The organism is Algihabitans sp. (assembly GCF_965226985.1).
Lineage (GTDB): Bacteria > Pseudomonadota > Alphaproteobacteria > Kiloniellales > DSM-21159 > Algihabitans.
This window is the reverse complement of the sequence record NZ_OZ245712.1, coordinates 2,219,589-2,232,692: the sequence shown is the minus strand read 5'-3', so window position 1 is coordinate 2,232,692 and position 13,104 is coordinate 2,219,589. Positions and strand designations below refer to the sequence as shown.

Below are 13,104 nucleotides of genomic sequence, written 5' to 3'. Positions count from 1 at the left end.
TCTGGGCCCATTGCCGCCTAGCCCTTTATGTGAAGGACGCAGAGCAGGGTGAACAGCCGCCGCGCGGTGTTGTCGTCCACCTCGATCTTGCCCTTCAGACGCTCGCGCAGCAGGTCGGCGCCGTCGTTGTGGAGGCCCCGCCGCCCCATGTCGATGGCCTCGATCTTCGAGGGGCTGGCGGTCTTGATCGCCTCGAAATAGCTTTCGCAGACCGTGAAGTAGTCCTTCACGATACGCCGGAAGGGCGTGACCGACAGTCCGACCGTACCCAGTTTCTGCAGGTCTTCGCCGTCGCGGATCTCGAAGACCAGGCGGTTTTCCGAAAGCGATAGGTGCAGACTGTAGGGGCCGGCGAAGTCGCCGACTGGGACGAAGCTGTTGTCCTCGAGCAGGTCGAAGATGGCGACGGCGCGCTCGTGTTCGATGTCGGGATTGCGGCGGACCAGGGTCTGCTCGTCGAGCGAGATCTTGATCAACCGCTGATCGCTCATGCCTCCCCGGCGTCCCCCGCGCCGTTTTTTGCGCCGCTCTGCAGGCGAATGGCGACGGACAAGGCGTGCGCCTGCAGGCCCTCCGCCTCCGCCAGGGCGACGGCGGCCGGACCTAGGGCCGCCAGAGACTCCGGATCGGCGCCCAGCAGCGAGCTGCGCTTCATGAAGTCCAGGGTGGACAGGCCGGAGGCGAAGCGCGCGCTGCGTGCCGTCGGCAGCACGTGGTTAGGCCCGGCCAGGTAGTCGCCCAGCACCTCCGGCGTATAGCGGCCGAGAAAGATGCTGCCGGCGTTGCGGATATTCGGCAGCAGCGCGTCGGGATCGGCGACTGCCAGTTCCAGGTGCTCCGGCGCGATGGCATCGATCAAAACCGGAGCCTCCTCGGCCAGCTTCTCGACCAGCAGGATCGCGCCGTGGCGTTCCCAGGAGCGGCTGGCGATCTCGCTGCGCGGCAGGCGCTGCAGATGCAGATCGACGGCCCGCCGCACCGCCTCCGCGAAGCCGGCGTCGTCGGCGATGAGGATCGACTGCGCCACGCTGTCGTGTTCGGCCTGGCTCAGAAGGTCGGCGGCGATCCAGGCCGGATCGTTGTCGGCGTCGGCCACGACCAGGATCTCCGAGGGGCCGGCGATGGAATCGATCCCCACCTGCCCGAAGACCTGCCGCTTGGCTTCGGCGACGTAGGCGTTGCCGGGACCGACGATCTTGTCGACCGGCCGGATCGTCTCGGTGCCATAGGCGAGGGCGGCGACGGCCTGGGCGCCACCGACCCGGTAGACCTCGTCGACGCCGGCAAGCTGCGCCGCCGCTAGCACCAATGGTGCGGTCTTGCCGTCCGGCGTGGGCACCACCATCACCACGCGCGGCACGCCCGCCACCTTGGCCGGGATCAGGTTCATCAGAACGGAGGAGGGGTAGGCCGCCGTGCCGCCCGGGACATAGACCCCGGCGGCCGCCACGGCGGTCCAGCGGTGGCCCAGCCGGACGCCGAGTTGGTCGGTCCAGAGCGCGTCTTCCGGCCTCTGCTTGAGGTGATAGGCTTCGATCCGCGCCGCCGCCAGTTTCAGCGCGTCCAGCGTTTCGGGCGGGCAGGCCTCGGCTGCGGCCTCCAGTTCGCCTCGGGGAATGCGCAGGGTCTCGGGCGTCAGCTCGAGCCGGTCGAAACGCCGGGTGTAGTCGATCAGAGCGGCATCGCCGTCCTTGCGAACGGCAGAGACGATCTCGTGGACCCGTCCGGCCACATCCTCCTCCGGCGCGCGCGCTTCGGCCAGGAAGGCGGCGAAGACCGACTCGAAATCGGGGGCCGAGGTTTTGAGTTCACGTGGCATCGACGGCCTCCCGAAAACGTGCGATCCAGGGTTCTAGGCTCCGGCGCTCGGTTTTGAGCGCGGCGCGATTGACGATCAGGCGCGAGGTGATCTCCGCGATCTGCTCCACCTCCACCAGGTCGTTCGCGCGCAGGGTACTGCCGGTGGAGACCAAGTCGACGATGTGGCGGCTGAGGCCCAAGCCCGGCGCCAGCTCCATCGCGCCGTTCAGTTTCACGCACTCGGCCGTGACGCCGCGTGCGCGGAAATAGCGGCGGGCGATGTTCGGGAACTTGGTTGCGACCCGGACATGCTGCCAGCGCTTGGGATCGTCGCTCTCGGCCTGGTCCGTCGGTTCGGCGACGGCCAGACGGCAGTAGCCGATGCGCAGGTCGACGGGAGCGTAGATCGCCGGATAGTCGAACTCCATCAGCACGTCGGCGCCGGCCACGCCTAGCTGCGCGGCGCCGTAGGCGACGAAGGTCGCCACGTCGAAGGCGCGCACTCGGATGATGTCGAGTCCGGGCAGGTCGGTGGCGAAGCGGAGTTGCCGCGCCTTCTTGTCGAAAAAGGCGGGTTCCGGCGTAATGCCGGCGCGGTCCAGGACGGGGATCAGTTCGTCGAGGATGCGGCCTTTCGGCAGTGCGAGAACCAGGGGTCGGTCGGTTGTCATGAAACGCTTCGCTTGCGGGAGTTTCGCCTGTCGCTCTGGCCGGCCGTTTCGGATGTTTGCGGCAGACACGTGAAGACCCTTCACCAGGATTGGCCCCTGACTTAGCCTCTGCGGTCCCGAGGGTCCAGCCAGTGGACCTGCAGGACGGCCATGATGGCCCTTCGCGGATGCCTTTCGAGGCGTCAGGTAGTCGCGACGGCGTGGCGCGGCATATCCGCGGCTGGCCAGGGGTCGCCGATGTCCTCCAGATGACAGCGAATCTCGGTGACCTGGAGGCGCAGAAAGGCTCCGCCGGAAAAGTGGAAGGTGATGCGTTTCGGCTCGCTGGCGACGGTCAGCAGGTTCAGCAATGTGGACTTGCGGCTGCGCGGGAGATTGCGTGTGGCGACGGCCTTCACGCGATCGAAGATCAGGCCGCTGTGGGTGCGCCAGAAACGCGATCCTTTCGGCGTGGCGCCGTCCTCGAAGCGTGCGTCGGACTCTTCGCCCGCATCCGGAGCTGCCGCACCTGCGTGGTCGGCGGCGAGGCCGGCGCGTTCCCACATGAAGCGGTTGATCACCATCGCGAAGCGGCGTTCGCGCGGCAGGTAGTCCATCTGGCCCAGCGGGACGAGCGCGTCCTGCAGAAGGGCCGCCAAAACGTCCATATCGACCGCATCGTGGGCGCGCAGCTTCAGCCTTTCGGCCATGGTCTGCTATTCCCCGGTCCCATCGATGCCTTGCTGCGTCCTCAGTCGGCCCGTTCGCGCTGAATGTCGGCTCCGCAGGCGGCCAGCTTCTCCTCCAGCCGCTCATAGCCGCGATCCAGATGGTAGATGCGGTTGAGCTCCGTTTCGCCCTCTGCGGCCAGGCCCGCCAGCACCAGGCTGACCGAGGCGCGCAGATCGGTCGCCATGACCGGCGCGCCCAGCAGTTCCGGCCGGCCGCGCACGAGGGCGGAGGCCCCGTGCACCACGATGTCGGCGCCCAGCCGGGACAGCTCCGGCACATGCATGAAGCGGTTTTCGAAGATCGTCTCCGTCACCATGGCGGCACCCTCGGCCGTGGTCATCAGCGCCATGAACTGCGCCTGCAGGTCGGTAGGAAAGCCCGGAAAGGCCTCGGTCATGACGTCGGTGCCCGTCAGCCGGCCGTTGGCCCGTCGCACGCGCAGGCCGCGATTGGTCTCCTCGGCCTTCACCCCGGCCTTGCTCAGCGTCTCCATGACGGCCGAGAGATGCTCCGCCTTCGCGCCCAGCAGGTTCAGGTCGCCGTCGGTGATGGCGGCGGCCATGGCATAGGTGCCGGCCTCGATCCGGTCGGGAACGACGGCATGTTCCGCGCCACTCAGGCTCGAAACGCCCTCGATCCTGATGCGTTCCGTGCCGGCGCCCTCGATCTTGGCGCCCATCTTGATCAACAGTTCGGCGAGGTCGCCGATCTCCGGTTCGCGCGCTGCGTTCACCAGCTGCGTCTCGCCCTTGGCCAGACAGGCGGCCATCATCAGGTTCTCGGTGGCGCCGACCGAGACCTTGGGAAAGACCACCTCTCCGCCGACCAGGCCCTTGGGTGCCTTGGCCTTCACGTAGCCGCCGTCCAGCTCGATCTCGGCGCCCAGGGACTTGAAGCCCTCCAGGTGCAGATCGATGGGGCGCGTGCCGATGGCACAGCCGCCCGGCAGCGAAACCTCGGCCACCCCCTCGCGCGCCAGCAAGGGGCCCAGAACCAGCACGGAGGCGCGCATCTTCCGCACCAGATCGTAAGGCGCCACGGTTGACGCGATTTTCGGCGCCGCGATCTCCAGGACGCGGCCGCTGTGACAGTCGGGACCGCAGTGGCCGTTCAGATGCAGCTCGGCGCCCAGGCGCGTCAGCAGATTCGCCAGGGTCGAGATGTCCATCAGGTGCGGCAGGTTGGACAGGCGCACCGTGCCCGGCGTCAAGAGTGCAGCGGCCATCAGGGGCAGGGCGGCATTCTTCGCGCCGCTGATCTGGATATCGCCCGTGAGCGGCCGGCCGCCGCGAATAAGGATCTTGTCCATGTGGTCGGATGTCCCAAAGAGAAACTGCGTAGCGCGCCGGCCTTACTTGCGCCCCGTAGATCCTGGACCCCTCAGGTCTTGGATCTCCTAAGTCTTGGATGGGGCAGACCGTCGAACCAGACTGACACAAGCTTTGGCTTCTAGACCATCGGTGCACCCGGCTCAAGGTGGCCGGCCGCGCAGGCCTCTGCCTGAAAAGGCATCTGGCTGGGCGGAAAACCGGCTGCTATCCGCCTCAGCTGTCCTCAGTTTTGAATGTCGCGTCCTGCTGATCGAAGCCGTCCTGGTCGGGAGCGCCGCCGGGATCGGTGTCTGCCGGCTGGTCGCGGCGTCCCCGTGCCTGAGCTTTGCGGCGGCGCAGATTGGCGCGCAGCGCCTCTGCCAAGCGCTCCTCCCGTGTTTCGGGCTGCCGCTTCGGCCCGCGTTCTTTGCGGGCTAGCCTGCCGCCGACCTCTGGCGCATCTGTCATGATTTCAGCTTTGCCAGCCTCTTGCGGCAGGGTCAAGGCGACCCGGCGGCGTCTTCGGGGCGGCGCAGGCCAAAGCGGCGAGGCGCGGACCGAACCGAGAGGGCATCTCCGGGAGGCCAGAAAGAGCCTTGCACCCTCCCGACCCAAGTGGCACATAGAGCGCCTTCGCGCGAGGGGGGCGGCCGCCGAGGGACTTTCCCGCCGGCAATTTTACGAGCCGCCCGCCATCGTAACCCGGCGCTGCCGTAGCTCAGGGGTAGAGCACTCCCTTGGTAAGGGAGAGGTCGAGTGTTCAAATCACTCCGGCAGCACCACTCGATTTTCCTTAAAAATCAGGAATTCCGACGGCGGGTCGGCCTCTTTGTCTGGCCGGTTGCCTGAACGAAAAGAGCCGCCCCGGTGGGAGCGGCTCTTCGCGAATGGACGGGTGTTGCGTCCGTGATCTCGAAAGATCGGAAACTTAGGCCTGCCGTAGAGGTTGCTCCACGATCGACGAAAGCCCCTTGCACGCGACCCCCGTGCTCATTTCGCTCGACATTGGATCACCTCCTTTCTGCTGTTGAAGACGCTTGGCTTCACAGCCGGACGACTCGGCGAGTGCCGACGACCGACCGAGGTCAGCGTGGCAGGCTCGGCGCCGCTGTCAACGCAGAAAATGTTGGGGAGTCACCCGCATGGTTACCCCCACGGTCACCCACGCGACGCCCGCTGTTCGTGCAGCTGCATCCACTGCTGCAGCATCGGGCGCATTTGCGAGAGGTCGTAGCCGGCCTGGCCGGCGTCGGCGATCACCGCATCCACATCGCGTGCGTTGTGGCAGGTCTCGGCTAAGGCCCAGAGCGCCGTGGAGCGGGCGCCGGAGCGGCAGTGGGCCAGCACCTTGCCGCTCGATGCCTGAACCGCCGCGTGGAAAGCCTCCAGCGTCTCCGGCGAGAGCGACTGCGGCGTCATGGGGATGTAGCTGTAGGCCAGTCCCGCCGCTTCGGCGGCGGCCCGCACCGCGGCGGAGGTCGGCTGCTCGGGTCCGCCTTCGCCGTCCGGGCGGTTGTTGACGATGGCCGTGAAGCCCTCGGCCTTCAGGGCCTCGATATCTTCCGGCCCGATCTGTCCGCCGGCATGGACCTTGTCGTCCAGACGCTTGGTCTCGTCCATCTTTTCCCTGCTCCTCTCGCGCTTCGTTGGCCCGCTCTGTTCGATTGTCTCTGCACGTACGGGCAGCAGGCTCTCCCTGCAAGGGCAGGCCGCTCGACATCCGCGATCTTCGGGCTTGCCGTCACCCGCAAAAGTCATCATATAAGAAAAATTGAATATGATAAGATGAAGCGACAAGGGGCCAACCATGGAGGAGGGGCCAACCATGGAGATCGTGAACTTCACGCCTTACGCCGCCTTGGCCGGCGGCGCCCTGATCGGTCTCTCAGCCAGCTTGCTGATGCTGGCCAACGGCCGGATCGCCGGCATCTCCGGTATTCTCGGCGGCCTCTTCACGCCGGCGCCCGGGGACCGGGGCTGGCGCGTCGCCTTTGTGGTTGGGCTGCTGCTGGGTCCGGCGGCGGTCGGCCTGCTCGGCGGCGAGGTTCCCCTGCCGCAGTTTCAGAGCGGTACGCTCGGCATGATCGCCGCCGGCCTGCTGGTCGGCTTCGGCGTGCGGCTCGGCGCCGGCTGCACCAGCGGTCACGGGGTCTGCGGCCTGGCCCGCCTTTCGCCGCGCTCGCTCGTGGCCACCCTGATCTTCATGACGGTGGCGGTGGCGACGGTCTACCTGCTGCGCCACCTCGTCGGGAGCTGATGTCATGTCTCTCCGGACCGCCGCGCCGGCCGGCGTCTTCGACCGCTTCAAAAGCAACGCCCTGGCACTCTCGGCGGGTCTGCTGTTCGGCGCCGGGCTGACGCTGTCGCACATGATCGACCCGGCGAAGGTGGTTGGTTTTCTCGACCTCTTCGGCCGGTGGGATCCGTCGCTGGCCTTCGTGATGATGGGGGCGGTGACCGTCACCTTTCTCGGCTATCGCTTGGCCCGGGCGCAAGCGCGGCCCTGGGCGGCGCCGACCTTCGTGGAGCCGACAGGCCGGTCTCTCGATCTGCGCCTGATCGCCGGTGCGGTGCTTTTCGGCCTTGGCTGGGGGCTCGCCGGCTACTGTCCCGGTCCCGCGATCGCGGGTCTTGCCTTGGCCCAAGTGCCGACCTTGATCTTCGTCGTCGCCATGGTGGCGGGGATGCTGCTGTTCCGTGTCACCTTGGAAAAGCGAGCCTGACGCTTCCGGCGCGGTCTCTCTTGACGAGGTCGGCTTTGGCAGGGCCGGCCTTGGCAGGACCGGTTCAAAGCCGGCAGACTGCGGCTGCGATGATCCCTGGAGTTCCGAATCTTTGACTCTGTCTCAGCCGCAGACGGCGCGGGCGACGCCCTTTGCCTACAGGCCCTTGGACGAGGGCCCCTATCGATTGGCCATGGGGCTTCTGTCCCTGAAGCCCGATGCCTGGATCGAGATCGACCGCCACTACGACCGCTATCTGGCCGAGAAGCGGCGACTGTTGCAGGAGCGGCCGGACGAGGTCTTTGCCGCCCTGCCTGAGGCGGCGGCGGCCAGCGCGGAACTCCGCGACCTGCTGGTCGCGCATCTGACGCGCGTCTTTCCCGAGCGGTTCCGCCAGGACGGCGGTAGTCTCACGCGTCTTCCGGACGGCGCCCGTTTCGAGCTCGAGGGCGCCTTGCATCCCCTGGATCTGGCGGGCCGGCTGGTGCAGGAGGATCTCTGCCTGATGCAGCCGGGGCGGGAGGGCTACCGCCTGACCGCCGCGTCTCTCTGCTTTCCCACACGCTGGCGGCTGCACGACAAGCTGGGCCGGCCCATGGCGCAGATCCATGAGCCGGTCCCCTTCTACGGCGAGAAGCTGGCGCGCCCGGTCGATCTCTTCTTCGAACGCATGAAGTCCGACAAGCCTGTCTGGCGGCTGAACTGGTCTCTCACCGACGATCCCGAGCTGTTCCAGCCCAGCGGCCATGGCCGGATGGAGTGCGATCCGGGCATCACCTCGGCGACGGCCGGCGAGAGGATCTTTTTCCGTGTGGAACGGCAGACGCTCCGCCGTCTCCCGGATAGCGGCGCGATCTGTTTCGGCATCCGCGTCTATCAGAATCCCCTGTCCGATCTGGAGGGCGATCCGGCAGGCGCCGCCCGTCTGGCCGCCGCGCTGCGCCAGCTTCCGGACGCGGTGCTGCGTTACAAATCCATTAAAGTCTTCGACCGGCCGCTGCTGTCGTATCTGGACCGGATTGCCGGAACTGACGCGGCTCCCCAAGGTTCGAAAACAGGTGAGAAAGTAGATCCAAAATCTTGATATAATTTCATATTATTCCCTGGCGTAATCCGTCCTCCCGGACGCGCCGAACCTCTTGTTTCGGCTTGAGGCAGCGACTGAGGTTTTTGTGGATAAGGCTTGGGACAACTCGCTTTTCTGTGGAAAACGCTAGAGCGCGATCGTCTCGGGTGGAAGCGTTTGGCTTTCACCTGAGACGTGAATCGCTCTCTACACTCTACTCTAAGTGCCATCTGGACGGTCTGACGCGCTGCGGCCTTCACTCCTGGCCCAGCGGCGGGAGCGGAAGAGCCTCTGCCTCCGCGACCCGTTCCGGCCCCAGAAGCTCGCCTAGACGGTCGCGTTGCGTAGCGGCACCGGCGACGCCGGCCTCGGCGGCGGCGGCCAGCCAGGCGTAGGCGGTCAGCGGATCGCCGCCAGCGCTTACGTGCAGCACGCCGAGATTGAGACCTGCTTGCGCGAGCCCTTGGCGCCAGGCCTGGGTGTAGAGCTCCATCGCTGCTGCCCGGTCTCGCGGCAGGCCTTGCCCGGTCTCCGTCATCACGGCGAGGTTGAAGCTGGCCTGAGCGACTCCGGCCTGGGCGGCGGCCCGATAGAGCGCGGCCGACCGCTCGAGATCCGCGTCGCCGAATAGCCCCTCTTGCCAAGCCATTGCGGTCTTGAAGAGGGCGAGCGGATGCCCTCGTTCCGCCGCGGCCGCGTACCAGTCGGCCGCCGCTGCCGGGTCGGCGACCGTTCCGATGCCCTGCTCATGCATCTGAGCGGCCCGCAGTTTGGCTGCCAGGTCGCCTCGGGCGGCGCGCTCCTCGTACCAACTGACGCCGAGCCGCGTGTCCCAGGGCAGACTGTCCCAGAGAGGATCGCGTGCCTCTGCCGGGACGGTAAGCAACAGACCGAAAATGGAAAGGAGGAAAACTGGAAGGGAACCTGCGAAGGGCCGTTCAGTCGACCGAGACACCATCGAACCATCCGACTTTTCGCAAGTCCGCACCGGCTTGCGGCTTGGTGAAGCAATCGACCTCGGCCAAGGTCTGGTAGCACGCGCGCTCCGCCGTCAGCTGGGCGACCGCCGCATTCTGGTCCGCCGAATGCGAACAGGCACTCAGCAGGACCAGACCGGCCAGACCGAGTGAAATCGAAAGCCCTCGCATGCTCACCGTCACTCCCAAGGCACCCCTGAAACGGAAGCATAGGCAGGGATCAATCCCGGCGCCAGCTTCTCACGTCTTGAGGCGACGTCCACAGTTCGGCTCCCGAGACCTAACCCTTGAGATCGACGACGACGCGGCCGCGGACCTTGCCCTGCAGAATGTCGCCTGCGAGGCCCGGTAGGTCGGTCAGGGTGGCGTCCACCTCCATCCCGGCCAGCTTGTCGAGCGGCAGATCCTTCGCTAGCCGCTGCCAGGCGGTCTCGCGCTGCGGTTTCGGGCACATGACGGAGTCTATCCCCAGCAGATTGACCCCGCGCAGCAGAAAGGGAATGACCGTGGTGTTCAGCTCGTTTCCGCCCGCCAGGCCGACGGCGGCCACGGAGCCGCGATAGGCCATCTGGCTGAGAACCCGGGCCAGCATGGTGCCGCCGACAGCGTCGATACAGCCGGCCCAGCGTTCCTTGTCCAGGGGCCGGCTCGGCGGCTCCGCCAACTCGTCGCGCGGGACGATCTCGCTGGCGCCCAGGTCCGTCAGGTAGGCTTTCGCCTCGGGTCGCCCGGTCACGGCCGCAACCCGGTAGCCCAGTTTGGCCAGGATCGCGACGGCCACCGAGCCGACGCCGCCGGCTGCGCCGGTCACCAGGATCGGGCCGCTAGCCGGCTCGATGCCGTGCGCCTCCAGGGCCATGACCGACAGCATGGAGGTATAGCCGGCAGTGCCGATCGCCATGGCCTGCCGGCTCGTCAGGCCGCTGGGCAGCTTGACCAGCCAGTCGCCCTTGACCCGCGCCTTCTGGGCGTAGCCGCCCCAATGCAGCTCGCCGACGCGCCAGCCGTTCAGCACGACCCGGTCGCCGGGCTTGAAGTCGGCATGGCTGCTGTCGGCCACCGTTCCGGCGAAGTCCACGCCGGGGATGTGCGGGTAGCTGCGCACCAGCCGGCCCAGCCCCTTGAGAACCAGCCCATCCTTGTAGTTCAGGGTCGAGTAGTCGACCTCGACCAGAACGTCGCCCTCCGGCAGTCGCTCGATCTCCAGCTCCTCGAAGTGGACCTCGACCTTGCCGCCCTCGGCCTCGTGCAGCATCAGCGCATGAAACATCCTTGCCTCCCAGATGGCTTGGCTTGTCTGGTTTCTGTCGGACGGTCAGTCGGGAATCCACTCCTGCAGCACCAGTTCCAGGGTGATGCAGATCGGGTTGGCACCGCGCAAGAAGGTGCCGCCGTAGACCTTGGCGTCGCTGTCGGAGACGGTGCCCTGCAGCAGAGCGCGGGGTCGGTCCTCCTCGTCGGGCCGCAGCTCTCCGGCCAGTGTCAGGATCTCGATGCCCGGTCCCTCGACCGTGACGATCGAGGCGCCGTCGCCTTCGCCGTAGCCCAAAGCCGCATCGACCAGGCTGCCGACCGCTGCGCGGACGACGCCGTAGGCGATACCGGCCTCCGCCGCGGCGGTTTCGATGCCCTCGACCAGATCCTGGTTGGGTTTCAGCCGCACGATGGCGAGGCGGCCGAAACAGCCCTCCTCGAACTCCGCCTCCGCCAGAGTGTCGTTCACGTCTAGAGTATCGCTCACGCCGCCTGCTCCCCGGCCGGCTGGAAGATGTCGTAGTTGGTCTCGGCGTCGTAGGCCACTTGGAAGCCGGCGCCGGCGATGATCGTCACGAGAGCCGTCGCGCCCGCCGGCCCGAGCCTGCAGACCTTCGGCGGCAGATGGCCGCCATGGATGCGGCCCTCGCGGTCAACCACCACGGCATGGCAATGCAGCAGCGGTCCGCCGGCGGCATCCCGGCCCAAGATGCCGTTGCCGCCGATCAGCCGCACCGGGCCCGCCAGCGGTGTCGGGTCACCGTAGGTGGCGACCCGCTGGCCGCTGTCGTCGGGCTGTCCGGTCAGATACTGCATGTCGGAGAAGTCGCCGGCCACCAGCTGCAGGCCGGCATCAGTGATCCCGCGCGCGATCAGGGCCTCGGTCAGCCCGGTCAGCAGATCGGCGCCCTCGGACAGCCGCAGGCGCAGGTTGCCTCCGGCTTCGAGCGGCCGGACGACCCGCCGCGGGTCGCTGCCTTCGCCGGGATGCTTGAGCTGTCTCACGGTCCCTTGCCCTCCTGCAGCTCCCCACGGCTGTAGAGTTCCTGCCGGATCAGGTGCTTCGGCACCTTGCCGTAACCGGATTTCGGAAGGTCCGGCCAGAAGAAGACCCGCCGGGGCCACTTGTACTTTGCCAGCTTGCCTTCCAGAAAAGCGAGCAGCTTTCCTTCGTCGGCCTCTTGCCCCTCCTCCAGCACCGCCACGGCGATCCCGGACTCGCCCCAGCGCGGGTCCGGCACGCCGAGCACGGCGACCTCGCCGACGGCGGGGTGGCTCAGCAGAACCTCCTCGGCCTCGCGCGGATAGACGTTGGATCCGCCGGAGATGTACATGTCGGAGGCGCGGCCGGTGATGAAGAGGAAGCCGCGCTCGTCGGTCCGGCCCAGATCGCCGGTATGGAACCAGCCCTCCTTCAGCGCCTTGGCGTTGGCCTCGTCGTTCCTGTAATAGCCGCCGAAGACGGCGGGGCCGCGCACGCAGATCTCGCCGTCGAGGCCGGGGCCGAGCCGTCGGCCCTGCGGATCCTTGATCGCGATCTCCATTCCCGTGCGCGGGTAGCCGCAGGAGCCGACCGGCATCTTGGCGTCGTCGCTGTCGTGCAGCTCGCGCGGGAGCACGGTGATGTTTCCGGTCACCTCGCCCAGCCCGTAGTACTGAACGATGACCTTGCCCAGCTTGGTCAGGGCTTCCTTCTGGTCCTCCCGGTACATCGGGGCGCCGGCGTAGATCACGTACTTCAGGCTGGAATGGTCGTAGCGGTCGACCGCCTCGTGGCGAACCAGCCGGGTCAGGATCGTCGGCACGGTGAAGAGGTTGGTGACCCGATACTCTTCTACCAGCCGCCAGCATTCGGCCTCGTCGAAGGCGGTCGTGCCGGGGATGACCGAGCAGGCGCCGCGCGCGACCTGGGGCAGGGCATGGGCGCCCGCGCCGTGGCTGAGCGGTGCCACCACCAGGGAGACGTCCTGGGGACCGGTGTCGGGCATCAGGTCCGCGATGTGGTTGGTGACCACGAAGGCCATCTGACCGTGGGTCAGCACCCCGCCCTTGGGCTTGCCGGTGGTGCCGGAGGTGTAGAAGAACCAACAAGGATCGTCGCGCGAGACCTCGGCCTCGAAACCCTGCGCGCCAGCGTGCTCGGCGATCAGCGCCTCGTAGGCTTCCTCGCCCGGCCGCGGCTGGCCGATGGCGATGCGCCGTTGCAGCCCGGTGGCATCGGCGTGCTCTGGAAAGGCGTCCTCGTAGATTAGGGCCTTGGCGTCGCTGTTGCTGGCCAGATAGGCGACCTCGGGCGGCGTCAGGCGCACGTTGGTCGGAACCCAGACGGCCCCGAGCTTGAAGGCAGCCCACTGGCTTTCGAACAGCTGGTTGCAGTTGCGCGCATGGACCAGCAGCTTGTCGCCCCTGCCGAGCCCGCGCGCCGCCAGGGCGGCGACCAGCGCGTCGACCCGCGCGTCGATCTCGGCCCAGGTCCAGGACTGTGCGCCCCAGACCAGCCCAGGACTGTCGGGCAGCCGCCGTGCCACGTCGGACAGCAGCCGGCCCAGATTCATCACGTCGCCCATGTCGGCGTCTCGCCGCTCCCTGATC

Annotated in this window: 16 protein-coding genes and 1 tRNA gene; 4 read left to right on the top strand and 13 right to left on the bottom strand. The window is 67.3% G+C overall.

Annotated features, from left to right (window positions below):
- Positions 1 to 17: 17 nt before the first annotated feature.
- The 6 genes from ACO054_RS10290 to ACO054_RS10265 all read right to left on the bottom strand — a co-directional run bounded on the left by ACO054_RS10290 (position 18) and on the right by ACO054_RS10265 (position 4,960).
- Positions 18 to 491: a UPF0262 family protein gene (locus ACO054_RS10290; protein ID WP_421706480.1), complete on the bottom strand. Its 474-nt coding sequence runs from the start codon at positions 489 to 491 to the stop codon at positions 18 to 20.
- Positions 488 to 1,819: a histidinol dehydrogenase gene (gene hisD / locus ACO054_RS10285; RefSeq protein WP_421706479.1), complete on the bottom strand. Its 1,332-nt coding sequence runs from the start codon at positions 1,817 to 1,819 to the stop codon at positions 488 to 490. Before hisD ends, ACO054_RS10290 begins: the two co-directional genes overlap by 4 nt.
- On the bottom strand, positions 1,809 to 2,471 hold the full coding sequence (hisG, locus tag ACO054_RS10280) for an ATP phosphoribosyltransferase (protein WP_421706478.1): 663 nt from the start codon (positions 2,469 to 2,471) through the stop codon (positions 1,809 to 1,811). Before hisG ends, hisD begins: the two co-directional genes overlap by 11 nt.
- Before the next feature lie 182 nt (positions 2,472 to 2,653).
- Complete coding sequence (locus tag ACO054_RS10275; RefSeq protein WP_421706477.1) at positions 2,654 to 3,160, bottom strand: DUF2948 family protein; 507 nt, start codon at positions 3,158 to 3,160, stop codon at positions 2,654 to 2,656.
- Between the two features lie 41 nt (positions 3,161 to 3,201).
- Complete coding sequence (murA, locus tag ACO054_RS10270) at positions 3,202 to 4,491, bottom strand: UDP-N-acetylglucosamine 1-carboxyvinyltransferase (RefSeq protein WP_421706476.1); 1,290 nt, start codon at positions 4,489 to 4,491, stop codon at positions 3,202 to 3,204.
- A gap of 235 nt (positions 4,492 to 4,726) precedes the next feature.
- Positions 4,727 to 4,960 (bottom strand): hypothetical protein, encoded by a 234-nt coding sequence (locus ACO054_RS10265; protein WP_421706475.1) that lies wholly within the window; start codon positions 4,958 to 4,960, stop codon positions 4,727 to 4,729.
- A gap of 239 nt (positions 4,961 to 5,199) precedes the next feature.
- Between ACO054_RS10265 and ACO054_RS10260 the strand changes: the two genes are divergently transcribed.
- A tRNA-Thr gene (locus tag ACO054_RS10260) sits at positions 5,200 to 5,274 on the top strand.
- A 376-nt stretch (positions 5,275 to 5,650) separates the two neighbouring features.
- On the opposite strand, the gene ACO054_RS10255 is transcribed toward ACO054_RS10260, so the two are convergent.
- On the bottom strand, positions 5,651 to 6,112 hold the full coding sequence (locus tag ACO054_RS10255; protein ID WP_421706474.1) for a TIGR01244 family sulfur transferase: 462 nt from the start codon (positions 6,110 to 6,112) through the stop codon (positions 5,651 to 5,653).
- 187 nt (positions 6,113 to 6,299) lie between these two features.
- Here ACO054_RS10255 and ACO054_RS10250 point away from each other — a divergent pair, with 187 nt between their 5' ends.
- The 3 genes from ACO054_RS10250 to ACO054_RS10240 all read left to right on the top strand — a co-directional run bounded on the left by ACO054_RS10250 (position 6,300) and on the right by ACO054_RS10240 (position 8,299).
- Positions 6,300 to 6,749 carry a YeeE/YedE family protein gene (locus ACO054_RS10250; RefSeq protein ID WP_421706473.1) on the top strand — a complete coding sequence of 150 codons (450 nt, stop codon included), beginning with the start codon at positions 6,300 to 6,302 and terminating at the stop codon, positions 6,747 to 6,749.
- A 4-nt stretch (positions 6,750 to 6,753) separates the two neighbouring features.
- Entirely contained in the window at positions 6,754 to 7,215 is a 462-nt protein-coding gene (locus ACO054_RS10245; protein ID WP_421706472.1) for a DUF6691 family protein, read from the top strand.
- Positions 7,216 to 7,327: 112 nt separating this feature from the next.
- Complete coding sequence (locus ACO054_RS10240; protein WP_421706471.1) at positions 7,328 to 8,299, top strand: heme-dependent oxidative N-demethylase family protein; 972 nt, start codon at positions 7,328 to 7,330, stop codon at positions 8,297 to 8,299.
- Positions 8,300 to 8,537: 238 nt separating this feature from the next.
- Here the strand turns inward: ACO054_RS10240 and ACO054_RS10235 are convergent, their stop codons facing one another.
- From ACO054_RS10235 to ACO054_RS10210, 6 genes are all read right to left on the bottom strand, one after another.
- On the bottom strand, positions 8,538 to 9,236 hold the full coding sequence (locus ACO054_RS10235; protein ID WP_421706470.1) for a tetratricopeptide repeat protein: 699 nt from the start codon (positions 9,234 to 9,236) through the stop codon (positions 8,538 to 8,540).
- Positions 9,220 to 9,429: a hypothetical protein gene (locus ACO054_RS10230; RefSeq protein WP_421706469.1), complete on the bottom strand. Its 210-nt coding sequence runs from the start codon at positions 9,427 to 9,429 to the stop codon at positions 9,220 to 9,222. Before ACO054_RS10230 ends, ACO054_RS10235 begins: the two co-directional genes overlap by 17 nt.
- 109 nt (positions 9,430 to 9,538) lie before the next feature.
- The gene (locus ACO054_RS10225) at positions 9,539 to 10,528 is read right to left on the bottom strand and encodes an MDR family oxidoreductase (RefSeq protein WP_421706468.1); all 990 of its coding nucleotides are present in this window, start codon (positions 10,526 to 10,528) and stop codon (positions 9,539 to 9,541) included.
- A 45-nt stretch (positions 10,529 to 10,573) separates the two neighbouring features.
- The gene (locus ACO054_RS10220) at positions 10,574 to 10,999 is read right to left on the bottom strand and encodes a PPC domain-containing DNA-binding protein (protein ID WP_421706467.1); all 426 of its coding nucleotides are present in this window, start codon (positions 10,997 to 10,999) and stop codon (positions 10,574 to 10,576) included.
- On the bottom strand, positions 10,996 to 11,517 hold the full coding sequence (locus ACO054_RS10215; RefSeq protein ID WP_421706466.1) for a PCC domain-containing protein: 522 nt from the start codon (positions 11,515 to 11,517) through the stop codon (positions 10,996 to 10,998). Before ACO054_RS10215 ends, ACO054_RS10220 begins: the two co-directional genes overlap by 4 nt.
- Positions 11,514 to 13,079: an acyl-CoA synthetase gene (locus ACO054_RS10210; protein WP_421706465.1), complete on the bottom strand. Its 1,566-nt coding sequence runs from the start codon at positions 13,077 to 13,079 to the stop codon at positions 11,514 to 11,516. The genes ACO054_RS10215 and ACO054_RS10210 overlap by 4 nt, the downstream gene beginning before the upstream one ends.
- Positions 13,080 to 13,104: the final 25 nt, after the last annotated feature.